Origin of the sequence: Alteriqipengyuania sp. (assembly GCF_964222115.1) — a bacterium.
Lineage (GTDB): Bacteria > Pseudomonadota > Alphaproteobacteria > Sphingomonadales > Sphingomonadaceae > Alteriqipengyuania.
On the sequence record NZ_CAXQBM010000024.1, the window covers coordinates 1 to 24,383 of the forward strand.

A 24,383-nucleotide genomic window follows, 5' to 3' on the forward strand; every position below is an offset into this window, starting at 1 on the left:
CGATTTGAACTCGATCGAACCGCCCCACATGGTCGCGATCCAGCTGAAGATCTTCACACCCGTGGGCACCGCGATCACCATGGTGGCAGCGGTGAAGTACATCTTCGTGTTCACGTCGAGGCCGACCGTATACATGTGGTGCGCCCATACGATGAAGCCGACCACGCCGATCGCGACCATGGCGTAGGCCATGCCGAGATAGCCGAATACCGGCTTGCGGCTGAAGGTCGCCACGATCTGCGAAATCATGCCGAAGCCCGGCAGGATCATGATGTACACTTCGGGGTGACCGAAGAACCAGAACAGGTGCTGGTACAGCACCGGGTCGCCGCCCCCCGCCGGATCGAAGAAGGTCGTGCCGAAGTTACGATCGGTCAGCAGCATGGTGATGGCTGCAGCAAGCACCGGCAGCGCCAGCAGCAGCAGGAACGCCGTGACCAGGATCGACCACACGAACAGCGGCATCTTGTGCAGGCTCATGCCCGGTGCACGCATGTTGAAGATGGTGGTGATGAAGTTGGTCGCGCCCAGGATCGAGCCGGCGCCCGCAAGGTGCAGCGAGAAAATCGCGAAGTCGACCGCCGGGCCCGCAGACCCGGTCGTCGAAAGCGGTGCATAGACCGTCCAGCCGGTACCCGCGCCCGGCCCGATTCCGCCGGGGACGAACATCGAGAACAGCAGCGAGCAGAAACCCGCGACGGTCAGCCAGAACGAAATGTTGTTCATCCGCGGGAACGCCATGTCCGGTGCGCCGATCATGATCGGCACGAACCAGTTGCCGAAACCGCCGATCATCGCCGGCATGACCATGAAGAACACCATGATCAGACCGTGCGCAGTGATGAACACGTTCCACATGTGCAGCGCAGTGTCGATATTCGACTCGCCGCCCATAAGCTGCGCCCACCAGCTGAGATACTGGATGCCCGGCTCGGCCAGTTCGGCACGCATGATGCCCGAGATGGACCCACCGATCAGACCCGCGATGATCGCGAAGATCAGGTAGAGCGTGCCGATATCCTTGTGGTTGGTCGACATGAACCAACGGGCAAAGAAGCTCGGCTTGTGGTCCGCGTCATGATGGTCATGCGCGTCGCCATGGGCCTGGAAGTTATCAGCAGTGGTAGCCATGTCGGATCGGTTCTCTTTGGTTCACTTCGTCAATTTCATAAGGCAAGTAAGTCGAACGGTCAATTCGACCACCTGCCTCAGGCTTCGGTCGTTTCCGCAGCCGCAGCGGCTTCGCTTTCACCTTCGTCGGCGGCGGTGGATTCGGTCGTACCACCCGTTTCCACGGCATCGCCAGCCGCAGCCGCCTCGGCTTCGTTCTCGAAAGTCCCGCCCTTTGAGCGGACCCATTCGCGCCAGCGTTCCATCGGCACCGCCTCGATCGCGATCGGCATGTAGCCGTGCTTGGCACCGCACAGTTCCGAACACTGGCCGTAATAGATGCCCGGCTCCTTGATGGTCAGTACACGCTCGTTGATACGGCCCGGCACCGCGTCCATCTTGAACCACAGGCTCGGCACCGCGAAGGAGTGGATCACGTCCGCGCCGATGGTCTGGATGCGCAGCGGCACACCCACCGGCACGACCATGCGGTTGTCGACTTCGAGCTGCGCGGGGCCATCCCACGGCTCGCTGCCGACTTCGCGCTTGCCCTCGTTGATGACCGGCTGGCCCGGTTCGTTGAGCATGTAGGAAATCACTTCGAACCCACCCTGGTCGGGATAGGTATAGCCCCAGTACCACTGGTAACCGGTGGCCTTGATCGTGATCGCGTCTTCGGGAGCAGTCTTGTACTGGCGCGCCAGCAGCGTGATCGAAGGCACGGCGATGACCACCAGGATCAGCACCGGCACGATGGTCCAGACAACTTCGATCAGCGTGTTATGCGTGGTGCGGGAAGCTTCGCGGCCCTCGCGGCGGCGATAGCGCACCATCACGAGGATGAGCAGGAACAGAACGAACAGGCTGATCGCGACGATCACGGGCGTCAGGATGTAATTGTTCATCCACAGCGCGTATTCGCCATCTTCGGTGTACTGGTCTTGGAACTGCGTGCTCTTCCAGGGATCTTCTTCGAACGAGGTCGGCTGGCCCTTGATCCATTCCGGGCCGAGCGGCTCGTAGGATCCTTGCGCCGCGTCTTCGTCGCCAGCTGCACCATCCTCGGTCGCAGTTGCTGCCTCATCGGCGCCAGCTTCGCTCGCGACCTCGGGTGCCGTAGCGGCAGGCGCAGCAGCAGACAGGCCCTGAACGGCAAATACGAGGCCGATTAAGGCAAGCAGCGCGTACAGCGCATGACGGATATCACGAGTGGCAACGGCAAAAGACATTTCGGTCTGTTTTCCTTCGAACCTTGCAGAAAACCGCGCAGAACCGCCGCTTGCAGCGGACCGCACCTGATTTTGGGCTCGCGCTATAGGCGCGCTTGCCGCGACTCTCAAGCGCCTCTAGACGGGAATTCACGGGTCGTCCAATGCGTTTGGCGCAATCCCCATTTCCTGTTTCGAAAGGCCATCCCCAGATGACGGATGAAGAGATCATCGGCGAACTGCGAGGCTGCGATGCGCTGCTGGAAGGGCATTTCCTGCTCAGCTCGGGCCGACACTCGGCGCATTACCTGCAATGTGCGCGCGTCCTTATGGACCCGGAACGCGCCGGGCGCATGGCGTTTGCCCTCTCGCAGAAGATCCCGCGCGAGCTGCGCAGCCAGATCGACGTGGTTGTGTCGCCAGCGATGGGCGGGCTCATCATCGGGCACGAGATGGCGCGCGCGCTGCGCAAGAACGCATTGTTCCTCGAACGGCCCGAAGGCACCTTCGAATTGCGCCGTGGCTTTGCGCTGGAGCAGGGCGCGAAGGTGCTGATGGTGGAAGACGTGGTCACCACCGGCAAATCGAGCATGGAAGCGATCGAGGCGGTGAAGCGCGAAGGCGGCGAAGTGATTGCCGAAGCCGCGCTGGTCGACCGATCCTCGGGCACGGTAGACCTTGGCGTACCGTTTTTCCCGCTGATCCAGCTTTCCTTCCCCACCTATGCGGACAAGGAAGTGCCTGCCGAACTGAAGGCCGTGCCGATCACCAAACCGGGGAGCCGGAAGTGATCTACAGCCCACCGTTCGTCTCGAGCGAAGTCGAGAGACGTTGGCGCGGTCGTGTCTCGACTTCGCTCGACACGAACGGATAGGGGAAAAGCATGTCTCGCCCGCTCCGCCTCGGCGTCAATATCGATCACGTCGCCACCATCCGCAACGCGCGCGGCGGGGATCATCCCGATCCGGTCCGCGCGGCGGAAATCGTCGCAGCAGTCGGCGGCGACGGGATCACCGCGCACCTGCGCGAGGACAGGCGCCATATTCGCGACGACGACCTGAAGCGCATCCAGGACGCTACCGACCTGCCGCTCAATCTCGAAATGGCGGCGACCGAGGAGATGCTCCAGATCGCGTTGCGCCACCAGCCGCATGCGGCGTGCATCGTGCCCGAGAAGCGGGAGGAGCGCACGACCGAAGGCGGGCTCGACGCGGCAGGGCTGCACAACCAGCTCGCGCCTATCGTGTCGCAATTGACCGATGCGGGCATCCGCGTCTCGCTGTTCATCGAGGCAGATGCGCGTCAGCTCGAGGCGGCGATGCGTCTCGGCGCGCCGGTGGTAGAGTTCCACACCGGCGAATATGCGCATGCGACAGGCGAAGCGCGCGCTACCGAACTCAAGCGGATTGCGGACATGGCGGCATTGGCAGTGAAGAACGGGATCGAGCCCCATGCGGGCCACGGCCTGACCTTCGAGAATGTTCAGCCGATCGCCGCTATCCCGCAGCTCGCCGAGCTCAATATCGGGCATTATCTTGTTGGCGAGGCGATCTTCACCGGGCTCGAACCCGCGATCCGCCGTATGCGCGAGCTGATGGACGAAGCGCGGTGATGTTTTCGTGCGCCACTCATCCCTCTCCCCGTGCGGGGAGAGGATACGCAGGCTTGGCGACGTGTCGCCTAGCCGTAGTTGGAGAGGGGCAATCCAGGTTCGATGCACAGTGCCCCCCTCTCCAAGCTCCACTAGCGCACAAGCGCGCGAGCTTCGCTATCCTCTCCCCCCCGGGGGAGAGGGAGATTTCGCCATGATCATCGGTCTCGGCTCCGACCTGTGCAATATCGAGCGGATCCAGAATTCGCTCGACCGCTATGGCGAGCGGTTCGAGAACCGCGTCTTCACCGAGACCGAGCGCGCCAAGGCAAGGAAGCGCCCCTTCACCATCGCGGGCACCTACGCCAAACGGTTCGCGGCCAAGGAGGCGTTCAGCAAAGCTGTCGGCACCGGGTTCAAGCGCGGCGTCTATATGAAGGATATCGGCGTAACCAATTTACCTTCGGGTGCGCCGACCCTCTCATTATCGAACGGTGCCGCCAAGGCGCTTGCGCAAATTACGCCCGCAGGCCATGTGGCGCGCGTTCACCTAACCCTCACCGACGATCATCCATGGGCGCAGGCCTTCGTGATTATCGAGGCTTTTCCAGAATGAGCAGTACGACCGGCATGAGCGATATCGACACCGCAAAATCCACCGCCGATGACGATGACAAGGTCAACTGGTTCGCCGAACTGCGCGGGCTGGCGCTGATGCTGCTGGCGGTGCTGGCATTCCACAGTTTCGTCGCCAAGCCGTTCTACATCCCGTCGACCAGCATGATGCCCAACCTGCTGGTGGGCGACCGGCTGATCGTGACCAAGTACCCCTATGGCTATTCGTGGGCATCGATCACCTTCCACCTGCTGCCGCGCGGCGACTGGCGCATCTTCGGCGGCACGCCCGAATATGGCGACGTGGTGATCCCGGTGCACCCGCAGCGCAGCGAGGATTACATCAAGCGCGTGGTCGCCCTGCCGGGAGACCGGATTGCGGTGCAAAACGGCCAGATCATCCTCAACGGCAAGCCGGTGAAGCAGGAAGTCGAGCCCGACATGCTGCTGCCCTACGACATCAATTCGCCTTGCGACCAGGTCGACTTCGAGCGGGTGACCGCACCCGACGGCACCACCAAGTGCAAGGTGCCCGTGCTGCGCGAGACGATGCCGAACGGGGTCAGCTACCTCGTGATCGATGCCATGCCGGACCAGCCGCTCGACAATTTTGACGAGATCCTGGTTCCGGAAGATGCGGTTTTCGTGATGGGTGACAATCGCGACTATTCGGCAGACAGCCGTGCATCGGTGGCGCGACAGGGCCTCGGCGGGGCGGTTCCGCTGGCCAATATCGGCGGGCGTGCAGAATTCATCACCTTCTCGCTCGACGGGACGGCGGACTGGAATCCGTTCAGCTGGTTCGGTGCGATGCGCGGCGATCGTGCCTTCACCACGCTGCGCCCGACCATCACCGAAACCCCTGCCGAGCAGGACTGACGAAAACAGCAATGTCGCAACAGGGTAAAGACAGCCCCAAGGACCTGCCACCGCCAGCGGCGGTCCATGATGCAGTCCTCGGAGCGGAGGATTGGGGCGGTGCAAGCCCGGCCTATATCGCCAATCCCAAACTGCGGCACGAGGTCAACAAGGCGCTGGTCTGGGTCGCGGTGATCGGGCTGGTCGCGCTGGCGGTCTATATCTCGCAAGCGATCCTGGTGATCTTCGCCGCGCTGGTCTTCGCCTCGATGATCGACGGTGGCGCACGGCTGATCGGGCGGTATCTGGCGATCCCGCGCACCCTGCGCATCGCGATGGTCTTGCTCGGCGCGGTCGCCTTCCTTCTTTGGCTGGGATATTTTGCAGGCTCGCAGATTGCCGAACAGGCCGCGACACTGCCCGCCATCCTGGAAACACAACTTGACCGACTGATCGCCCTCGCCCGCGAAAATGGCTTTGCCGTGTCGATCGCCGATGCGCAGTCCATGCTCGACCAGGTGGTTAGCGGGGTCGGCACCGTCACCCGCGCTATCGGCGGGATCGCGGGCGCGCTGGGTACTACGGTCATCATTCTGGTGATCGGGATCTACATCGCGCTCGAACCCAACCTCTACGAACGCGGCGTCGAGTGGATGGCGCCGCGCAACGGCCGCAGCGAGCTTCGCAAGACGCTGCAGGAAATGGCCCAGAACATGCGCCGCCTGATGGCGGGCCGCGTGGTCGGCATGGTGTTCGAAGGCGTGTTCACCTGGATTGCTCTGGAACTGTTCGGTGTGCCGATGGCCGCGCTGCTCGGCATCCTGACCGGGCTACTGGCCTTCATCCCCAACCTCGGCGCGCTGATCTCCGGCATCCTGATGGCGATCGTCGGCTTCTCGGTCGGCGTAGAGACCGGGATCGCGGCGATCGTCGTCTATTTCGTGGTCCAGACCTTCGACGGTTACGTCGTCATCCCGATGATCGCGCGCAAGACGGTGGACCTGCCGCCGGCACTGGTGCTGGGCGCGCAGCTCATCATGGGGCTGCTGTTCGGGATCATCGGACTCTTGCTTGCCGATCCGCTTCTCGCGATGCTGAAGGTAGTACTGGTGCGCCGATCCGAGGTGAACGATGCGGCGCAGGCGGCCTCGGCGGCAGCCGAGCTGGCGAAGAGTGGCAGCACTTAGGGGACAAAGAATGGTTCGCGCATTTCTCTATTTCATCGCCACCATGATCGTGCTCGTCATCATCGGCATGTTCGCGCTCAATATCTGGTCGGACAAGGCGACCGAGTTCGCTTTCGTGCCGAAAACCGAATTCGTCGAGCAGGAAGCGCTGGCGGACAACGCCTATAATGATCCGGACATGTGGTATTCGCGCCCGGGCATCGGCACCAACGATCCCGCACGCTACCAGCCCGCCATAGCCGAAACGCAAAACCCGCTTCCGCGCAGCGAGGACGAGGGCACGCTGGTGGAGCAGGCAAGCAAGGCCGGTTCGCGCCGGGTCACCAAGAGCGAGGCGGAAGATGCCCCGCCCTTCGCGGTCTTCTTCGTCCATCCGACCAGCTACATCCCGACCAATCTCGATCGCGATATCCAGTGGAACGCGGCGCTGGGCGACAAGGAGACGGAGGATCGGGCAGACCTGTTCTTGCGCGGGCTTGCCAGCCCCTTCAACCGCGCAGCCGAAATCTGGGCGCCACGCTATCGCCAGGCGACCGTGGGTGCATTCATCACCGACAAGCCCGAGGCCGAGCAGGCCATCGACGCAGCCTATCGCGATGTCGAAATGGCCTTCGACTACTTCCTCGAAAGCGTCGACAAGGATCGCCCGATCGTGCTCGCCGGGCATAGCCAGGGATCGCTCCACCTGCTGCGCTTGCTGCGCGAACGCGTGAAGGGCCGCCCGCTGGAAGACCGCATTGCGGCGGTTTACGCCGTCGGTTGGCCGATCTCGGTCGATCACGACCTGCCCGTGCTGCCCCTGCCCGCCTGCGCACGCGCCAATCAGGCAGGCTGCATCCTCAGCTGGGCCAGCTTTGCCGATAATGGCGACCCCAGCCAGCTGCTGAGCCGGTTCCGCGCCAGCCCCGGCTTTGATGGCGAACCGCGCGGCGAAACCCCGATCCTGTGCGTCAATCCGATCACCGGCTTCCAGAACAGCACCGCGCGGGCGGACGATAACAAGGGCACTCTGGTGCCGAGCGAAAACCTCGCCTCGGGCCAGCTCGTCGCAGGGGCCGTGGGCGCCCGGTGCGACGAGCAGGGCATCCTGCGGATCGGTGACCCGCCCAAGATGGGCTCCGCCGTTCTTCCGGGCGAAAATTACCACGTTTACGATATCCCGCTGTTTTGGCGCAACGTGCAGGAAGACGTGGTGACCCGCGTGGCCGAATGGTCGGCCGCGAACTCCTAGTCGAAAGCGCAGGAGCGTTTGCCGAGGCGCTGCCCGATGGCGGCGCACTGATCGGCATCGACCTCGGCACCAAGACCATCGGCATTGCCGTGTGCGATGCGGGCTGGCGCTTTGCCAATGCGCTCAAGACCCTGCCACGTGGCAAGTTCGGTCGCGATCGCGACGAGCTGCGCACGATCATGGAAGGCCGCAAGGTTTGCGGGCTCGTGATCGGCCTGCCGCGCAACATGGACGGGAGCGAGGGTCCGCGTGCGCAGGCGAGCCGGGCTTATGCCCGCAATCTCGCCGAAGCCTTCGGCCTTCCGGTGCTGCTGTGGGACGAGCGCTGGTCCACCAAGAGCGCCGACGATGCTATGATCGGGCTGGATGTCAGCCGCCGCAAACGGGCCGAGCGGATCGATGCGGAGGCTGCCGCGATCATCCTGCAAGCTGCCATCGACGCGGCGGCGAATGCGCCACTAAGCTAGCCGACCAAACTGCTTGCCACCCGCCGCATTGCCGCGCTGGGGTGGCTCCCGGCGAAGTCCCTTGCAAGTGCCAGCGCATCATCATTTTCCAGCGCCACACCCAGCCGCAGCATCACCTCGTTCGCACTCGGGTTGAGCACGCCGGCGATGCGGCCCGCTTCCACGTCGAAACGATACTGGTCGAACCATCCCTGCGCGGGGTTCGCTGCACATATATTGAGCGAGACAGAAAGGCTTTCGGGCGGATGCTGGCAATGCACGTCGCGATGCGCGCGGTAGTGCAGCACGCGGCCTTCGCTCAAGGCCGAACGCTCTACGAACCGCAGATCGACCGCCTCTCCAGCCTCGCCAGCGACCGTTTCGTAGTCGTACTCGTAATAGTCGCTGACATAGCCCGGCCCGACATAGCCGACCGTCAGGAAGTCGAAATTGTGATCGTGCGGCAGTCCGTAGACGAAGCTGGCTGCCCCTCCCGCCTGGAAGGCCGGGTCGCGCGGCGATGGCCAGATATTCGCGCGCAGGAAATATCCGTTGGCGGGCGGCGACAGCATGATCGCCTGCGGGCCATATGCCGTCCGCTCCGCAGGTTGCTCGGTCAGTTCCTCGATCAGGAGATCGCCCAGAAAAGTCCGGTTAGCGGCCAGAGCTGCCAGCACGTCGGCTGCATGGAGCAGCGATGCGTCGTCGCGCGGATCGAAACCCTCACGATCCAGCCGCGCGATGCACTCCTGCAAGGAAATGGGGGTTGGGGGCGTCGGCTTCAGCTCGCGAGGCACAGGTCTTCCCGCATGTTGGTAAGCTGTGGATAAGTCGTGCACAGACTCTCTCGCAGGCGGGCAGCCTCACGCGAAAGAACATCGCTGCAGCAGTCCGCAATCCCGCACAAAGCGGCAAATCCCGCAGCCGTATCGAGTGCCAGTGCATGGCGCAGCGCCTGCCACCGCGCACCCTCGCCTGCTTGTCCACAGGCATAGGCGGCCAAAGCCTGTGCCGCATCCTCCCGCCCCATCGCGCCCAGCAAAGCGGCAGCCAGTTCGACGCGGCTTTCCGAAGGGCAGGCGGAGGCCCGATGGAGTACCCGCCCGGTGGAAATTTCTACCTCGCGGGTCAGCTCGGGATGCCCGGGCTCGCGGGCTACCCGGAGGAAAACCAGCGGCGCTTCTACCGACACGATCGCACGCGACCTGTCGATATCGCCCGAAAAGCGCGCGCCCGGGGCAAGCGCGAGCGGAGCCTGCGATGGTGGAGCTTCATCGCGGTATCCGAGTATCGTAGCCTGCCCCATACCTGCCAGCATCGCTTCGTGGCGTTCGCAATCGGTGAAGCTGATTGTGCGCGGCGGTGCGGCCGACTTCGCATCCACTCCGATGAGGCTCAGGGTCACGCGCCCCGCACGATGCAACTGGATCGCACCGACACCATTGCCCTGGCTGTGCCGGAAGGGAAGCTGGGCGAGCGGGGCGTCACGGCAAGCAAGTGCCATGTCCGCCAGCCAGCTGCGCGCGAACGCCAGCGCACCCTTCCCCGCCATCAGCGCATGAAGGTGTGTACACGCGTCGAATACGCCTCCGCGATCCCAAGCAGCACAGTCGGCCAGCACTGGCGCGACCTCGACCCGGCGCTGCCAGCGTGCTTTCGCGGCATGGATGCGACCCTGTACCCCGGCGATCGCGCAAGGGTCTCTCGCAAAAGCAAGAAGCGCAGGGTCGACGTGCACCGGTGGCCTGCCCCTAGATCAGGCCTTCGGGCGGATAGGTCTCGTACAGATAGACCATCAGGTAGACGATCCGGTCGTCGAGCGAAGGATCGTGCTTGTCGATATAACTGCCGATCAGCCCCGGCGCATCGGCGAGGTTCGGCAAGGCATCGATAAGAATCCTGGGCAAATTCATGGTGTTCCCCCCTCTTTTGACAAAGCGCGCAACGCCGCTGTCACGCAGGCCCGAGGTTCTCGCGAAGCCGCCGGTCAGGCGAATTAAAATATTGTCATCGCGGGTTTCTCCTCACAGGGAGGCGCGCATGGAGAAACAGACCTCGCCCCAGCAGGGCTCGCACAAGGATCCGGCGAACGTGTTCGATCCGAAGGCAGCATCGCCCTTCCTGTTCTCGGGCGGGCATCCCGGCTGGCTTGGCCTCGCCTATCGCGATCATGGTGATGACTGGACCGAACTGACCCTGCCCTGGCGCGAAGACCTGGTGGGCGACGATGTGCGCCGCGTTATCGCATCGGGCCCGATCTTCTCGATGCTCGACATGGGTGGCGGCATGGCGATCTGGACACGCGAGAAGCGCTTCCTGCCCGTCGCCACGCTGGACATGCGCGTCGACTACCAGCGCCCAGCGGGCGAGCGGGCGGATGTCATCGGACGCTGCGAGTGTTTCCGCACTACCCGCTCCGCCGCATTCGTGCGCGGGATTGCGCATGACGGCGACCCGGAGGACCCGGTGGCGACCATGGCCGCAGTCTACATGACCATCGGCAATGCAGGCCCGAAAAATGACTGAGCAGGCCCGCCCCGATCTCTTGTCCAACTATGCCCGGTCGCTGGGTATCGAGGTTTCCGGGTTCGAGGATGGCGTGCCCGTGCTGTGCGTGTCCGGGATCGACGCGATCGAAGGGCGCCCCGGCCATTTCCACGGCGGCGCGACGAGCGGCCTGATGGAAACCGCCGCCTATGCCGCGCTGCGCGTCGCGCTGGACGACAGGGGCGAAGAAGCGCAGCTCAAACCCATCAACATCACCGTGCAATTCCTTGCCGCAGCCAGGAAGGCGCCGCTGTTCGCCAAGGCGCGGATCACCAAGCTCGGTCGGCGCAGCGCGAATATAACCGTCGAGGCTTGGCAGGACGAGCGTGACCGACCGCGAGCAAGCGCGGTGATGAACGTGATGATCCAGCGGATCGAACCTGCCGACACCTGACAGCGCGCGCTAGTTCGGCAGCGCCCCATCCTCCTCGCGCGCCGCAGGCAGCGGTGGTGCGGCACGCGGAGCGTCGGGTGGCGCATCGAGTGGCGGTGCCTCGCGATCGGGCGACTCTTCGCGGATCGTGATTCCGCTGGCGTCGGTGGTGATCTCGCTCCCCTCTTCCTCCACCGGCGCAGGAATATCGCTGGCATCCGGCACGTCGAGCGGCTGGACCGGTGCGGTCGGGTCCTGCCGGCGCGACGGCGCTTCGGTCCGGATGCCCTGCGCCCGCAGCATGAAGCTCTTCCAGATGCGCGCAGGCAGCCCGCCTCCCGTTACACCTTCCAGCGGTGAGTTGTCGTCATTGCCGATCCATACCCCCACGACGAGGTCGCCCGCATACCCGACGAATAGTGCATCGCGGTTGTTCTGCGTCGTCCCGGTCTTGCCGAAATTGAGCCCGGGTAGCTGCGCATTGCGGCCTGTACCCTCGTTGATCGCGGTCCGCAGCAACCGCTCCATGTCGCGGTGGGTGGAACTGGAAACGCTGCGCGGCGCGTTGAAGAGGCTGTCCCACAGCCCGCGCGGTTCGCGCAGGAATGCAGTAGGTTCGACAGGATAGGAATTGCCCGCAATGCCTGCATAGGCGGCGGTCAGCTCCATCAGGGACATGCCAGCTGTGCCCAGCGCCACGCTGGGATCGCCGCGCGTAATGGGGCTGGTAATGCCCAGATCGCGCGCGACATCGATTACCTGCGCGCTGCCGACCTCGTTGAACATTCGCACCGCCGCCACATTGCTGGAGCGAGCAAAGGCCTGCTCCAGCGTCAGGAAGTCGGAATATTTCTCGTCGTAGTTCTCGGGTCGGTAGCTACCCTCGGTGAAGGGCCGGTTGCTCACCGGATCTTCCGGGCCGAAGCCCTCCTTCAATGCCGCGAAGTACACAATCGTCTTGAAGGTGGAGCCTGGCTGCCGCCGCGCCTGCGTGGCGCGGTTGAACGCGCTGGTCGAATAGTCCTTGCCGCCGATCATCGCGACGACCTCCCCATTGCGGCGCATGGCGACGAGTGCCGCCTGTGCGTCTCCCAGCGGCGCGCCGCCAATGACGTCGCGCGCTATGGTCTGCAATCGCGCGTCGAGCGTGGTCGTCATCGCCTGCAGCGCATAACCGGGCGAGGTACGATCGCGCGCTTCGGCGAGCGCCCAGTCGGCAAAATACGTGCCCGTCGGCAGGTCGTTGGTCAGCCGCATGTCGAGCGCGGGAGGCCGCATCCGGTCTGCCTCGCCACGCGACAGGAACCCCGCCGAAACGAGGCTGGCCTTCACCGCCTGCATCCGCTGCGCCGCCCGATCGTAATGCTGCGAGGGCGCATAGGCGGAAGGCGCCTTGAGCAGGCCCGCAAGCATCGCCGCCTGGTTCGGCTCCAGCTTTTCCGGCTGGCGATAGAAATAGTGCAGGCTTGCCGCGCGCAGCCCGTAGGTATTGTCTCCGAAGTATGCGTTGGAAAGATACCGCTCGAGGATCTCGTCCTTGGTCAGCCAGCCTTCCAGCCAGAACGCGATCAGCATCTCGCGCGCCTTGCGCGAAAGCGACTGCTCCGGTGTCAGGAACGTGAACTTCGCGAGCTGTTGGGTGATCGTGCTGCCACCCTGCGTCGGCCCGCCCGACCAGTTGTTGATCGTCGCGCGCGCCAGCCCGCGTGGGTCGACGCCCCAGTGCGAATAGAACCGACGATCCTCCGTGGCGAGGAAGGCCTCCACCACATGGTCGGGCAGTCGGTCGATATCCACCGGCTCGTCGTACACCGCGCCATTGCGCGCGATCGGGGTGCCGTCAGCGGCAAGCAGGGTGATCTGCGGCGGCGCGATCGGTTCCAGCGATTTGGAAAGCGGTGCGGTGATCGCCAGCCAGATCACGATCAAAATCAGCAACAGGGCAAAGCCCGCCAGCACGCGCACACCCCAGAAACGGGTCTCGTAAGCGGTCAGCGCGGAATAGGCCGTGCGCCCGATACCATCCCCGAAGATGCGCCCTCGCGGGCGATCGGCGAAGTCCGGATCGTCATCCTCCCACGGGTCGTCGACCATGCTTTCATGCGTGGCGTAGTAGCCGCGATGGCGCCTGCCGCCACCGCGACCGGGCCAGTCATCGTCTCTGGAGCCGCCCCCTGCCATACCTCATCCATATCGCAAGCCCGATGCCAGCACCAGCAGCAACCGCACCCGTGCAGGCAGAGTGATTATACGCAGGTTTGGAAAACCCGAGATTTACCATTTGGCCCTAACGCAAGGAATTGTGCCGTAATTCGAGTTCTTTCCGACCGTATGAGCCATTCGAGAACCTCCCCTCTGATCAAGCCGGGCAGCCTGCTCTACAAGCTGCTGTACCTGCGGCTGATCGATCATCACCCGGAAGGCAAGGATATCGAGTGGTGGGCCCGGTGCCGGCTGGAGCACATCTGCATCACGCCGTATTTCGTGTACGACATCCTGCGCACAGGCATTGCGGCGATCATCTTCATGAATTTCATGTCGATGATATTCATTGCTGCAATGGTGTTCACCGGATTGGCGATCGCCGGCTTCCAGATCGCCATCGATCTTCGCCGCAAAACGCAGATCCATCCGCACACCGACACTCTCGAGATGGTCAAGCGCGTCGTCCTGCTTCGTTCGCTGCAGTGGGGTGTTTCGAGCGCTTTCGCGATGTACCTGGCCCCTCCGGAAATGCTTCTCCACTTGGTGCCCGTGGCAATCATGGTCATGTGGATCGAGGCCATCGCTCTTATTGCCGTGCCGCGCAGCGCCATGATCAATGCGGGCATCAACGGGCTCGCGCTCACGATTCCGCTGGCCTTGATCGGGGGCAAAGGCGCCATCGGTGCAGCGTCGGTCGCCGTGCTGAGCTTCCTGGCCCTGCACTGGCTGATCTTCCACCTCAACTACATGTTCGCCACGCGGCGGCTGCGCACCCGCAAGCTGACCGAGGCGAAAGACACAATCCAGCTGCTGCTCAACCAGTACGACCAGGACGGCAGCGACTGGCTGTTCGAATGCACCGAAGAGGGCCATATCCTGCGGCCGACCCGACGGTTCTGCGAGGCATCCGGCCGTTCCGCCGAAGAGCTGGAAGGCATGCAGCTGCTCAATCTGTTCTACGATTCGCCAGAGCGAGACGAACTGCGCCAGATGGGCGGACAGGACGAGAATTTTCAGCGGTTGTCAGTGCCTTTGAGGATCCGGGGTGAACGACGCTGGTGGTCGATATCAGCGCGTAAAGTCACATCCCCTGACGGCCAACGGCGTTACTGGCGCGGCTTCGTTGCCGATGTGACCCGGGCATGCGAGGCAGAAGAGCGGATCAAGTATATAGCGCATTACGATGTGCTGACCGATCTCCCCAACCGTGCACTGTTCAGCACGACGATCAAGCGGGCCTTCGATCGACTTGGGTCGGACGGGATGGTCGCATTACTTGCGATCGATCTCGACAAGTTCAAGGCGATCAACGACACCCTCGGTCATACCGGAGGCGATGCAGCGCTTGAGATAGCGGCACGCAGGATCGAGGAATGCGTCCCTCCCGGCGCGATGGTGGCCCGGATCGGAGGCGACGAGTTCTCCGTTCTGATCGAACATCCCCTCAGCCGGGAACGCGTGATCGAGGTCGCTCACAGAATTGTCGATGCGATGCATCAGCCGGCTGAGATCGACGGGCAGAAGGCGAGGATCGACGCCAGCATCGGGATCGCCTTCGGGCCTTACGACGGAGCAAATGCAGACGAGGTCATCTATGCCGCCGACCTCGCGCTCTACGATGCCAAGATGCGCGGCCGCAATACGGCGAGCGTGTTCGATTCGCGCATGAGCGAGGAGTTACAGGATCGTCGCCAACTGGAAAGCGACCTGGGCGACGCGCTGGCCAAGGGCGAACTGGAGCTGCATTACCAGCCGCTGGTCGATACGCAGACCATCGAGACGGCCGGCTACGAAGCATTGCTGCGCTGGAACCACCCTACTCGGGGATCGGTAAGCCCGGACGTATTCATTCCCATTGCCGAAGAGACCGGCCAGATTGTCGCGATCGGCGCCTGGGTGCTACGCGAAGCACTGGCCGAAGCTTCGCGCTGGCCCGATCATCTCACGGTCTCGGTCAATATCTCGCCGGTCCAGGCAATGGACCGGGACCTGTACGCAACCATCGTCCACTGCCTCGCGACCAGCGGCGTGCCGACCCATCGCCTCGAACTGGAAATCACCGAATCCGTGCTAATGCGCGAATGCGAAGAGACCATCGCGCTGCTGCACCGAATCCGTGCACTGGGCGTGCAGATCGCGCTCGACGATTTCGGAACCGGCTATTCCTCACTGAACTACCTGCGCGCGTTCCCTTTCGACAAGATCAAGATCGACCGCAGCTTCGTGGGCGACATGGCAGAGCGCGCGGACAGCGATTCGATCGTTCAGGCGGTGATTGCGCTGGCGACCAAGCTAAACATGCGGACCACTGCCGAAGGTATCGAAAATGCCGGGCAGATGGATCTGCTGCGCGTCACCGAGTGCAGCCAGATGCAGGGTTTCCTGTTCAGCAAGGCCGTACCCGCTTCGCAACTGCCCCACCGCAAGGCTGACGACGGAGTTTCGCATGCGCGAATTACGCCGCTTCAGAAACCGCCACCCGCTATCGACAATTACGATACGGCAGTGGAGGCGCGTCGCAGTGCAGGCTAGGCCTCAGGCCGCGCCGACCACGCTTTCGGGCAGGTCGTCGCCGAACACGCGCTGGTAGTATTCCGCCACCAGCATCCGCTCAGCTTCGTCGCACTTGTTGAGGAAGCTAACGCGGAAGGCGAAGCCGATATCCTTGAAGATCGCAGTGTTCTGCGCCCAGGTGATGACGGTGCGCGGGCTCATGACGGTGCTGATGTCGCCGTTCATGAAGCCCTGTCGGCTGAGATCCGCCACCTTCACCATGTCCGCAATAGTCTTCTTTTCGACCTCGGGCACCTTGGCCGTAACGATCTCCTGCTCGGTCTCGGCAGGCAGGTAATTCAACCCGACGACCACGTTCCAGCGGTCCATCTGGCCCTGGTTGATCTGCTGCGTGCCGTGATAAAGCCCGCTGGTATCACCCAGCCCGACCGTGTTCGAAGTCGCGAACAGCCGGAAACCGGGGTTCGGGCGGATCACGCGGTTCTGGTCGAGCAGGGTCAGCTTGCCCTGTGCCTCCAGTACGCGCTGGATCACGAACATCACGTCGGGACGGCCCGCGTCGTATTCGTCGAACACCAGCGCGACCGGGTGCTGGAGCGCCCACGGCAGCAGGCCTTCGCGAAATTCGGTGACCTGCAAGCCATCGCGCAACACGATCGCATCGCGTCCGACCAGATCGATCCGGCTGATGTGGGCATCGAGGTTGATGCGCACGCAGGGCCAGTTCAGCCGCGCGGCGACCTGTTCGATATGGGTCGACTTGCCGGTGCCGTGATAGCCCTGGACCATCACGCGGCGGTTGAAGGCGAAGCCCGCCAGGATCGCCAGCGTCGTGTCGGGATCGAACACGTAGCTGTCGTCGAGATCGGGCACGCGCTCGTCCGCCTTGCTGAAGGCGGGGACCTGCCAGTCTATATCGACGCCGAAGACCTTGCGCACGTCGACAGTCGTGTCGGGCGCAGCAAGCAAAGTGTTCTCGGAAGGCTGGAAGCTCTTTTGGTCAGTCATCGGGGCCGGGACTAGAGGTGTTGCGCACGGCTCGCAAGCAGGCTTTCACCCTGCACTTCCAAACATCCCGAGGGCGCGATATTTGTTGCGCCATGAGCCGCCCTGATCCCTTCGACCCGCTGCGGACCGCGATCGTGAACCAGGTGCGCGCGGCGTTCAACCAGGGCAAGGTGCCGGAAACACGGGTCCCACCCTCGGATGAAGCCCTGTTCGAGAAAGACAGTCCGATCCGCATGGTCCACGCCGATGTCATGGGGATGATGATCGGCGGCATTCGCGGGCTATTCCTGCAAATGCTCCATCCTGCCGCCTTGCAAGGCGTGCTCGATTTTTCGAATTTTCGGGAGGACGCACAGGGCCGCTTCCACCGCACGGCGCAGTTCATTTCGGTTACGACCTTCGGCCACCGCGACCGTGCACAAGAGGCCATCAAACGGGTCAACATGATCCACAAACGGATCGAGGGCACCCTTCCCGACGGTACGCCCTATGCGGCGGGCGATCCCCGGACTGCGGCATGGGTTCATATCGCCGAAGCGTCGAGCTTCCTTGCTGCCTACCTGCGCCATGCCCGGCCCGGCATGCCCCGAGTCGAGCAGGACGAATACTATGCCCAGATGGCGCTGATCGGTCGCGCACTCGGCGCCGAACCTGTCCCGACCAGCGTGGCCGAAGCCGATGCAATCACGCGCGAGTTGCGCAATGACCTGACCACTTCGAAGGAAGCGCGCGAGGTTGCCGAGTGGGTCCTCGCGATCCGCCCGCAGGGTTTTCCGGCCCCGCTCCAGCAGTCGATTGCGGCGGAGGCGGTGCTGCTGCTGCCGTCCTTCGCACGCTCGATGCTGGGGCTGCATCGCCCCGGCCTTGCCGCGCTGCCCGCTCGTGCGACAACCTGGGGCCTCGGGCGGACTTTGCGCTGGGCGATGCGGCAGTAGGTCAGGCCTCAGGAGCCAATGCTTTGGGCGGGAGGACGAAAAGCGTGCGGAACCAGCGCCACAGATCATGGTCCCCCGCAATCTCTACCTCGTCTCCTTCCACACCCATGTATATCGCGGCAGCGACCGCCGAGGGATCCCCGCGAACATGAAGGTCCGGCGCCTCCACCTCGCCCCGCCCGATACTGACCGCACCTGCGTCGCACGCCCAGAAATAGGCCTCCCCGCCAAGTTCGAACTGGATGGCAGCAGACTTGCCTTCCAGCGCCGCGGGAGCAGCCATCGTCCTTATGGACAGCATCAGCGATGTAGGGCTGAACGGGCGCGTAGGATCATGCTCGGGAGAGCGGACCGCCCAGCGGCCTAGCGCCTGGAGGACAGGGCCGAGTTCCGCGCCCCACCGGGTCAGCCGGTAGACCCGCACCGAAGCGGGAGGCGGCAAGGTCTCGCGGATGATCGTGCCAACTTCTTCAAGCCGCGCCAGCCGGCGGGTCAGCGCATTGGCACTGATCCCGTTGATACTCGCCTTGAGGTCGGAAAATCGCCGGGGCCCCAACATCAGTTCGCGCATCACGGGCACCGCCCAGCGCTCTCCCAGAATGTCCATCGCATGGGTGGCGGCGCAGGCTTCGTCATAGATGCGTCGTTCGGTTGGTCGCTTGTCAGTCACATTTTGTAACTTAGCAGTTGTGTTGTGTAACTCAAGCGCTCATGACTCGAAGCTAGGCGATTCGCATGGGAGAGAACCGATGACCCGAATGATTTTCGTGAACCTGCCCGTTTCCGACCTCGCGGCCTCGACCGCGTTCTACAAGGCCATCGGCTTCACCCAGAACCACATGTTCTCCGACGAAACCGCGAGCGGCATGGAATGGAGCGACACGATCAAGGTGATGCTGCTGAGCCACGACAAGTGGGCAAGCTTCACCAGCAAACCCATCGTCGATGCGCACAGTGCCGCACAGGTCGCGCTATGCGTCAGCATGGAGAGCCGCGAAGCAGTCGACGAGATCACCGAAACCGCTGGCCAGCATGGCGGCAAGGCGGACATCAACCCGAAACAGGAATTCGGCGACGTGATGTACGGCCGCAGCTTCGAGGACCCTGACGGGCACGTCTGGGAGCCCATGTGGATGGATCCCGCAATGGCCATGCAAGGCCCGCCCGCCGAAGCAGAGATCGACGCCTGACCACTCTAGCAGGAGAATACCCATGTACGTGAACGGATTCATTGTCGCCGTGCCAGAGGGCAACAAGGCCGCGTATATCGATGTCGCGGAAAGATTCTGGGAGCTGGTGAAGGAATACGGCGCGCTGAGCCAGGTCGAATGCTGGGAAGCCGACGTCAAGGACGGGCACACCACCGACTTCCGCCAGGCCGTCAAATGCGAAGACGGAGAGAAGATCGTCTTCAGCTGGGTCACCTGGCCCGACAAGGCAACCGCCGACGCCAGCCACGAAAAGATGATGGCCGATCCCCGCATGGAGGAGTTCGGCGAGATGCCGTTCGATGGCAAACGCATGGTCTATGGCGGGTTCGAACCTGTCGTAAACAAGCACGCCTGAGGAGAAGCCCGATGGTCGATCCCGTTGCCATCTGGACCTACGACTGGGTGCCCGAGGGGCCCCGCGGGTTCGTGCGGGACATGCGCCTGCGCTGGGCGTGCGAGGAAATGGGCCTGCGGTACACAATTGAAACCGTCCCTTTCGACGGGCGAGAGACCAACCATCTCGACCGCCAGCCCTTCGGCCAGGTCCCGTTCCTGGACGATGGCCCTGTCCAGCTGTTCGAAAGCGGCGCTGCCCTGCTCCACCTGGCGCGCAAATCAGACGTGCTGATGCCATCGGGCCCGGTTGAGGCGGCGCAGGTGGAACAGTGGGTTATTGCCGCGCTCAATTCGATCGAAATGGTCACGATGCCGTGGGTGGTCCTCAGCTGGTCCAAACAGCAATCCGACGCGATCGACGGGTGGCTGGACAAGCGGCTCGGCCAGCTTGAAGTGGTTCTTGCGGGCCGGGAATACCTTGTGGCGGACCGGTTCACCGCTGCCGACCTGATGATGGCCGATGTGTTGCGCCTGGAACTCCTGCGCGCGCACGGCGACCGACCGGCCCGCAAGGCTTACGTCGACCGCATATTGTCACGCCCAGCCTTCAAGAAGGCACTGGCAGACCAGCTTGCCCAATACGAAGCGGCAGATCGCGCGAGAGAGGAGAACGAGGATGCCTGATACCCACGGCGATTTCGTCTGGTACGAATTGATGACCACCAATGCCGATGCCGCCCAGGCATTCTACGGCCCGCTACTCGGCTGGGAATTCAAGGGAAGCGACACTCCCGGCATGGATTACCGACTTATCAGCAAGGATGGCGTGGAGATCGCCGGCCTTTTGCAGCTCACACAGGAAATGACCGATGGTGGCGCACGCCCCATCTGGGTCGGATATATCTCTGTCGAAGAGATCGAGGCGGGCGTAGCGAAGCTCAAGGAACTGGGCGGCACCGTGCTGATGGGCCCCAATCACCTCGACGGGGTGGGTCATATGGCCTTCGTTAGCGATCCGCAGGGTGTGCCCTTCTACCTCATGCAGCCCGAAGGCCCCGAAGGTCAGGAAAGCCAGTCTTTCGCCAAACATGCGCCGCGCGAAGGCCATTGCGCGTGGAACGAACTGGTCACGACCGATCCGGCAGCCGCAAAGCAGTTCTACACCAGCCTCTTCGGCTGGGAGAAGTCGGACGAAATGGATATGGGGCCGATGGGCCTGTACGAGATGTACTCGGTCAACGGTTACACGCTCGGCGCGATGATGGCGAAGCCCGAAATGATGCCGGCATCCGCTTGGATATACTACCTGCGCGTCCCCGATATCGAAGCCGCTGCGGCGTTCGTCCGCGAAAATGGTGGTCAGGTGATGACCGATCCGATGGAAATCCCGGGCGGAGACTACATCCTCAACGGCCTGGACCCGCAGGGTGCATTCTTCGCCCTGATCGGCACGAAAGGAAGCTGACCATGGCCGAATTCACCTTTTACACCAACCCGATGAGCCGCGGGCAGATCGCGCGCTGGGCGCTGCACGAAGCGGGTGCCGATTACGAGCAGGTGATCGTCGAATACGGGCCCGATCAGCCCGAGGCGTTCACCAAGGCCAATCCGATGCGCAAGTTCCCCACGCTGGTGCATAACCATGACGACCAAGAGCATGTCATTACCGAGGCGGCGGCAATCTGCCATTATCTCGCGGAGACGCACCCCGACGCAGGGCTGCTTCCCGACGCGCATGAGAAGGCATCCTACTTCCGCTATCTCCTTTTTGCCGCCGGGCCGGTGGAACAGGCTATCACTGCACGCTCGATGGGATGGGACGTAGGCGACGACCCGCAGAAGCAGGGCACCGCAGGGTTCGGAAGCTACGACAGAATGGTCGATGCGCTCGACACAATGTTGACGGGCCGGGACTATGTGTGCGGCGATCGCTTCACCATGGCGGATGTCTATGTCGGCAGTCAGGCAATCTGGGGCGTGGAATTCGGCACATTGCCCAAGCGCGACGTTTTCGTGTCTTACGCAGAACGACTGAAATCGCGCGACGCGTACACGAAAGCCAAGAAAATCGATGCCGACCTCATCGCAGAGCGAGAGGCAGCCAATGCCTGACGCCAAGGCGACCGTGTGCCTGTGGTTCGACAAGGATGCCGAGGAAGCCGCGCGCTTCTATGCAGAGACCTTCCCTGACAGCGCGATGGGCAATGTCGCGCGCGCGCCCTCGGACAATCCATCGACCAAGCAAGGCGATGTCCTGACGGCGACTTTGACGATTTGCGGCATTCCCTACCTCCTGCTCAACGGCGGCGACGCCTTCAAGCAGAGCGAGGCGTACTCGCTCCAGATTCATACCGAGAATCAGGAGGAAACCGACCGGCTGTGGAATGCCATCGTCGACAATGGCGGACAGGAAAGCGCCTGCGGCTGGTGCAAGGACCGCTGGGGCGTGTCGTGGCAGATCACACCGCGCGCGCTCACGCGTGCGCTGGCCGCGGGTGGTGACGAGGCGAAACGCGCTTTCGGCGCCATGATGGGTATGCAGAAGATCGACATCGCCGCGATCGAGGCAGCGAGGCGGGGATGATCGACAATGCGGTCCTGGCAAAGTTCGAAGAGGACAAGGTACGGCCCCAGCACCGCGCCGTCTTTAACACCATCCGCACGGCCATCCTGACCTGCGCTCCGCAGCTGGAAGAGCGGATGCGAGGCGGGACGGAGACCTATTATGGCGTGCCCGTATACCGGCTGAAGCGCGATATCATTGCCCTCAGTCCCAATGCGAAGGGCATCACGATTTCCTTCACCAAGGGCGCACAGTTTATCGATCCTGCGGGGCACCTTGGTGGGACAGGAAAAGCATCCCGAACGCTTGCCTACTCTTCGAAGGAGGGATTTGACGAGCAGGTCCTGTGCGACTTCGTGCGCCAAGCCATAGAGGTAGACGAAAAGTGAGCCAAATGAATCGCAGGATTACCGGATCGCTGTTCGTCTCCTTAGACGGAGTCATTCAGGCCCCCGGTGGGCCGAGCGAGGATCCGAGCGGCGGTTTCGCCGAGGGCGGCTGGGTCTTCAAGCTGTGGGACGAGGGCGTCAATCGCACGCTGGGCGAGTTGTTTGGCGGAGAATACGACCTCCTTCTTGGCCGCCGGACCTACGATATTTCTGCCGCATACTGGCCCTATGTCGAAGGACCGGAGGCAGGCATGGGTGAGGCTTTCACCAAGGCGAACAAATACGTGCTGACGCACGGCGGTGCCGATCTCGGATGGGACAATAGCCACGCCCTGAGCGGATTCGACGACATCGCGGCCCTCAAACAGACCGAAGGGCCCGATCTGATCGTGCAGGGTTCGAGCACGCTCTACCCGGAACTGATAGCGAAAGGTCTGATCGACCGGCTGACCCTGCTGACCTACCCTGTCGTGCTGGGCAGCGGAAAGCGCTGGTTCGGAGCCGATACGAAGGTCGGCACGCTGAAGCTGACGGATCACTACGTGACCGATCAGGGAACCGTGGTGACCACCTACGAGCCAGGAGGTGCGCTACCCCCCTACCCCGCCGAAGCCCCGGCGCCGAGTACGAGTGCCCGCGAAATGGCACGGCGCGCCAGGATTGAGGCGGGGACCTGGTGATGGATCTCTACGGCCACCCCTTCTCGTCTTACACATGGAAGGGTCTGATCCCGTTTTACGCTTACGACATCCCGTTCACCTTCCATGAGGTGAACCCGATGGAGCGGAACGAAGCTTATTCCTTCGTTCAAAAGACGCACCCTGCGGGCAAATTCCCCGTGCTGGTCGATGGCGAGCACACCATCTTCGAGGCGACCGCAATCGTCGAATATATCGCCGCGCGTATCCCACAGGCCGCACCTTTATTGCCTGACGACCCGGTTGAGGCGGCGCGCGCGCGGTTAATGGATCGCTTTTTCGACCACTACGTGATGGATGTCGGCCAACTGGTCGTAAACGCCTATATCGCCGACCGCGAGAACCCCGATCCCGCTCAGGTCGAGGCGGGTAAGACCGGTCTGCTGCGCAGCTATGCGTGGCTGGAGAGTTGGCTCGCGAAGAACGAGCTGCCGCCCCATGTTTCGCTACCGACCTGTGCGGCTGCACCATCGCTTTTCTACGCCGACTGGATCGAGCGCATTCCGAAGGATTGCCCGCGCGTAGCCGCACTACGCGCCGAGATTCTCGCGCTGCCAGCAGTGGTGCGGTGCGTGGACGACGCGCGCCCGTTCCGTCACTTCTTTCCACCTGGCGCACCCGACCGCGACTGAGCCGCTAACCGATCGCGGCGCTTTTCCTGAGCAACTGGTAGGCTTCGACCACCCGGCTGAGGCGCGTTTCATGGCTCCGGTCTCCGCCGTTGCGGTCCGGGTGGTAACGCCGCACCAGCTCCGAATAGCGCTGGCGTAGCCGCTTGCGATCGGTCTTCGCGCCCAGCCCCAGCACTTCGAGCGCCTGCGCTTCTTCTTTCGAAAAGCGTCCGTCCATCGCCAGCTCCGCCTCGCGCTGGGCGCGGCTTTTTATGCCCCCCGCCCTGGCGGATATCGCATCGAGCGGGTCGTCGAAGTCGGACCACCTCGGCATGCCATCCACGGCGCCTGTTGCCCGAAAGGCCGGCGTCTCCGTCTGCCACCCTGCGGCGGGGGACTGCGCGCGCAGGATCTCGTCCGCGCTCATCCCTTCGAACCAGTCGTAACCTGCATTGAATTCGCGTATGTGCTGCAGGCAGAACCAGCGCCATTCGCCAGGGCCGTCGAAGCTGTTGCCATAAGCGCCCGGCGCACGAAACTCCCCGGCTTCGTTGCAGCCGGGCCATGAACAAAGCCTGCCGTTCGCCTCGTGGCGACCATGGAACCGGGTCTGTCGCATAAGCGCTATAGTGTGGGTAGGATCGCCGCGAATTGCAAAAGGATCATGAGACGAAATGGCTGAAAGTGTAGCCGATGAGATGGAGCGACTGCTGCGGGAGGCCTTCGCGCCGACATCGCTGGAGATCG

At 63.1% G+C, this 24,383-nt stretch carries 29 protein-coding genes; 20 read left to right on the plus strand and 9 right to left on the minus strand.

The genetic code is table 11. The annotated features are described in order from the left end of the window. Together ACEQXE_RS04760 and coxB are read right to left on the minus strand one after the other, a co-directional pair. Nucleotides 1-1,131 (minus strand): cbb3-type cytochrome c oxidase subunit I (locus ACEQXE_RS04760; RefSeq protein WP_370177810.1); only part of this gene is annotated, 1,131 nt, incomplete at its 3' end. Nucleotides 1,132-1,208: 77 nt separating this feature from the next. Next, entirely contained in the window at nt 1,209-2,339 is a 1,131-nt protein-coding gene (coxB, locus tag ACEQXE_RS04765) for a cytochrome c oxidase subunit II (protein ID WP_370177811.1), read from the minus strand. Between the two features lie 191 nt (nt 2,340-2,530). Between coxB and pyrE the strand changes: the two genes are divergently transcribed. The 7 genes from pyrE (at nt 2,531) to ruvX (ending at nt 8,267) form a co-directional block, all read left to right on the plus strand. Beyond that, a complete protein-coding gene (pyrE, locus tag ACEQXE_RS04770; RefSeq protein WP_370177812.1) occupies nt 2,531-3,109 on the plus strand; it encodes an orotate phosphoribosyltransferase in 579 nt (192 codons plus the stop codon). 92 nt (nt 3,110-3,201) lie between these two features. Further along, a complete protein-coding gene (locus tag ACEQXE_RS04775) occupies nt 3,202-3,930 on the plus strand; it encodes a pyridoxine 5'-phosphate synthase (protein WP_370177813.1) in 729 nt (242 codons plus the stop codon). A gap of 193 nt (nt 3,931-4,123) precedes the next feature. Further along, complete coding sequence (acpS, locus tag ACEQXE_RS04780) at nt 4,124-4,525, plus strand: holo-ACP synthase (protein WP_370177814.1); 402 nt, start codon at nt 4,124-4,126, stop codon at nt 4,523-4,525. Beyond that, nucleotides 4,522-5,403: a signal peptidase I gene (gene lepB, locus ACEQXE_RS04785; protein ID WP_370177815.1), complete on the plus strand. Its 882-nt coding sequence runs from the start codon at nt 4,522-4,524 to the stop codon at nt 5,401-5,403. Before acpS ends, lepB begins: the two co-directional genes overlap by 4 nt. An 11-nt stretch (nt 5,404-5,414) precedes the next feature. Beyond that, nucleotides 5,415-6,569, plus strand: coding sequence for an AI-2E family transporter (locus ACEQXE_RS04790; RefSeq protein WP_370177816.1), 1,155 nt, complete (start codon nt 5,415-5,417; stop codon nt 6,567-6,569). 10 nt (nt 6,570-6,579) lie between these two features. Beyond that, nucleotides 6,580-7,800, plus strand: coding sequence for a DUF3089 domain-containing protein (locus tag ACEQXE_RS04795; RefSeq protein WP_370177817.1), 1,221 nt, complete (start codon nt 6,580-6,582; stop codon nt 7,798-7,800). Continuing rightward, entirely contained in the window at nt 7,779-8,267 is a 489-nt protein-coding gene (ruvX, locus tag ACEQXE_RS04800; RefSeq protein ID WP_370177818.1) for a Holliday junction resolvase RuvX, read from the plus strand. The genes ACEQXE_RS04795 and ruvX overlap by 22 nt, the downstream gene beginning before the upstream one ends. On the opposite strand, the gene ACEQXE_RS04805 is transcribed toward ruvX, so the two are convergent. From ACEQXE_RS04805 to ACEQXE_RS04815, 3 genes are all read right to left on the minus strand, one after another. Further along, nucleotides 8,264-9,043, minus strand: coding sequence for a transposase (locus ACEQXE_RS04805; protein ID WP_370177819.1), 780 nt, complete (start codon nt 9,041-9,043; stop codon nt 8,264-8,266). The two genes, ruvX and ACEQXE_RS04805, sit on opposite strands and share 4 nt — an antisense overlap. Then, entirely contained in the window at nt 9,028-9,867 is an 840-nt protein-coding gene (locus tag ACEQXE_RS04810) for a hypothetical protein (protein ID WP_372524229.1), read from the minus strand. The genes ACEQXE_RS04805 and ACEQXE_RS04810 overlap by 16 nt, the downstream gene beginning before the upstream one ends. 130 nt (nt 9,868-9,997) lie before the next feature. Beyond that, complete coding sequence (locus tag ACEQXE_RS04815) at nt 9,998-10,159, minus strand: hypothetical protein (protein WP_370177821.1); 162 nt, start codon at nt 10,157-10,159, stop codon at nt 9,998-10,000. A gap of 127 nt (nt 10,160-10,286) precedes the next feature. Between ACEQXE_RS04815 and ACEQXE_RS04820 the strand changes: the two genes are divergently transcribed. After that, the gene (locus ACEQXE_RS04820; protein WP_370177822.1) at nt 10,287-10,772 is read left to right on the plus strand and encodes a PaaI family thioesterase; all 486 of its coding nucleotides are present in this window, start codon (nt 10,287-10,289) and stop codon (nt 10,770-10,772) included. Beyond that, a complete protein-coding gene (locus ACEQXE_RS04825) occupies nt 10,765-11,187 on the plus strand; it encodes a PaaI family thioesterase (protein WP_370177823.1) in 423 nt (140 codons plus the stop codon). Before ACEQXE_RS04820 ends, ACEQXE_RS04825 begins: the two co-directional genes overlap by 8 nt. Nucleotides 11,188-11,196: 9 nt before the next feature. Here the strand turns inward: ACEQXE_RS04825 and ACEQXE_RS04830 are convergent, their stop codons facing one another. After that, entirely contained in the window at nt 11,197-13,347 is a 2,151-nt protein-coding gene (locus ACEQXE_RS04830) for a transglycosylase domain-containing protein (RefSeq protein WP_370177824.1), read from the minus strand. Between the two features lie 150 nt (nt 13,348-13,497). On the opposite strand from ACEQXE_RS04830, the gene ACEQXE_RS04835 reads away from it, so the two are divergent. After that, nucleotides 13,498-15,903, plus strand: a complete 2,406-nt coding sequence (locus ACEQXE_RS04835; protein WP_370177825.1) for a putative bifunctional diguanylate cyclase/phosphodiesterase — start codon at nt 13,498-13,500, stop codon at nt 15,901-15,903. A 3-nt stretch (nt 15,904-15,906) separates the two neighbouring features. Here ACEQXE_RS04835 and cobS read toward each other — a convergent pair whose 3' ends face one another. Further along, complete coding sequence (cobS, locus tag ACEQXE_RS04840) at nt 15,907-16,893, minus strand: cobaltochelatase subunit CobS (protein ID WP_370177826.1); 987 nt, start codon at nt 16,891-16,893, stop codon at nt 15,907-15,909. Nucleotides 16,894-16,985: 92 nt separating this feature from the next. Here cobS and ACEQXE_RS04845 point away from each other — a divergent pair, with 92 nt between their 5' ends. Continuing rightward, entirely contained in the window at nt 16,986-17,828 is an 843-nt protein-coding gene (locus ACEQXE_RS04845; RefSeq protein ID WP_370177827.1) for an oxygenase MpaB family protein, read from the plus strand. 1 nt (nt 17,829) lies between these two features. Here ACEQXE_RS04845 and ACEQXE_RS04850 read toward each other — a convergent pair whose 3' ends face one another. Next, complete coding sequence (locus tag ACEQXE_RS04850; RefSeq protein ID WP_370177828.1) at nt 17,830-18,498, minus strand: winged helix-turn-helix transcriptional regulator; 669 nt, start codon at nt 18,496-18,498, stop codon at nt 17,830-17,832. A gap of 79 nt (nt 18,499-18,577) precedes the next feature. Here ACEQXE_RS04850 and ACEQXE_RS04855 point away from each other — a divergent pair, with 79 nt between their 5' ends. The 9 genes from ACEQXE_RS04855 to ACEQXE_RS04895 are packed head-to-tail and all read left to right on the plus strand — an operon-like array spanning nt 18,578 to nt 23,657. Then, nucleotides 18,578-19,018 carry a VOC family protein gene (locus ACEQXE_RS04855; RefSeq protein WP_370177829.1) on the plus strand — a complete coding sequence of 147 codons (441 nt, stop codon included), beginning with the start codon at nt 18,578-18,580 and terminating at the stop codon, nt 19,016-19,018. Between the two features lie 22 nt (nt 19,019-19,040). Beyond that, nucleotides 19,041-19,394, plus strand: coding sequence for a DUF1428 domain-containing protein (locus tag ACEQXE_RS04860; protein ID WP_370177830.1), 354 nt, complete (start codon nt 19,041-19,043; stop codon nt 19,392-19,394). 11 nt (nt 19,395-19,405) lie between these two features. Further along, nucleotides 19,406-20,059 carry a glutathione S-transferase family protein gene (locus ACEQXE_RS04865; protein ID WP_370177831.1) on the plus strand — a complete coding sequence of 218 codons (654 nt, stop codon included), beginning with the start codon at nt 19,406-19,408 and terminating at the stop codon, nt 20,057-20,059. Continuing rightward, a complete protein-coding gene (locus ACEQXE_RS04870) occupies nt 20,052-20,840 on the plus strand; it encodes a VOC family protein (protein ID WP_370177832.1) in 789 nt (262 codons plus the stop codon). Before ACEQXE_RS04865 ends, ACEQXE_RS04870 begins: the two co-directional genes overlap by 8 nt. Before the next feature lie 2 nt (nt 20,841-20,842). Further along, nucleotides 20,843-21,487 (plus strand): glutathione S-transferase family protein, encoded by a 645-nt coding sequence (locus ACEQXE_RS04875; protein WP_370177833.1) that lies wholly within the window; start codon nt 20,843-20,845, stop codon nt 21,485-21,487. Further along, on the plus strand, nt 21,480-21,959 hold the full coding sequence (locus tag ACEQXE_RS04880) for a VOC family protein (protein ID WP_370177834.1): 480 nt from the start codon (nt 21,480-21,482) through the stop codon (nt 21,957-21,959). The genes ACEQXE_RS04875 and ACEQXE_RS04880 overlap by 8 nt, the downstream gene beginning before the upstream one ends. After that, nucleotides 21,956-22,327 carry a DUF1801 domain-containing protein gene (locus tag ACEQXE_RS04885; protein ID WP_370177835.1) on the plus strand — a complete coding sequence of 124 codons (372 nt, stop codon included), beginning with the start codon at nt 21,956-21,958 and terminating at the stop codon, nt 22,325-22,327. The genes ACEQXE_RS04880 and ACEQXE_RS04885 overlap by 4 nt, the downstream gene beginning before the upstream one ends. A gap of 5 nt (nt 22,328-22,332) precedes the next feature. Then, a complete protein-coding gene (locus ACEQXE_RS04890) occupies nt 22,333-23,007 on the plus strand; it encodes a dihydrofolate reductase family protein (RefSeq protein WP_370177837.1) in 675 nt (224 codons plus the stop codon). Next, nucleotides 23,007-23,657 (plus strand): glutathione S-transferase family protein, encoded by a 651-nt coding sequence (locus tag ACEQXE_RS04895; protein ID WP_370177838.1) that lies wholly within the window; start codon nt 23,007-23,009, stop codon nt 23,655-23,657. Before ACEQXE_RS04890 ends, ACEQXE_RS04895 begins: the two co-directional genes overlap by 1 nt. Before the next feature lie 4 nt (nt 23,658-23,661). On the opposite strand, the gene ACEQXE_RS04900 is transcribed toward ACEQXE_RS04895, so the two are convergent. Then, a complete protein-coding gene (locus ACEQXE_RS04900) occupies nt 23,662-24,255 on the minus strand; it encodes a J domain-containing protein (protein ID WP_370177836.1) in 594 nt (197 codons plus the stop codon). Nucleotides 24,256-24,383 lie beyond the last annotated feature (128 nt).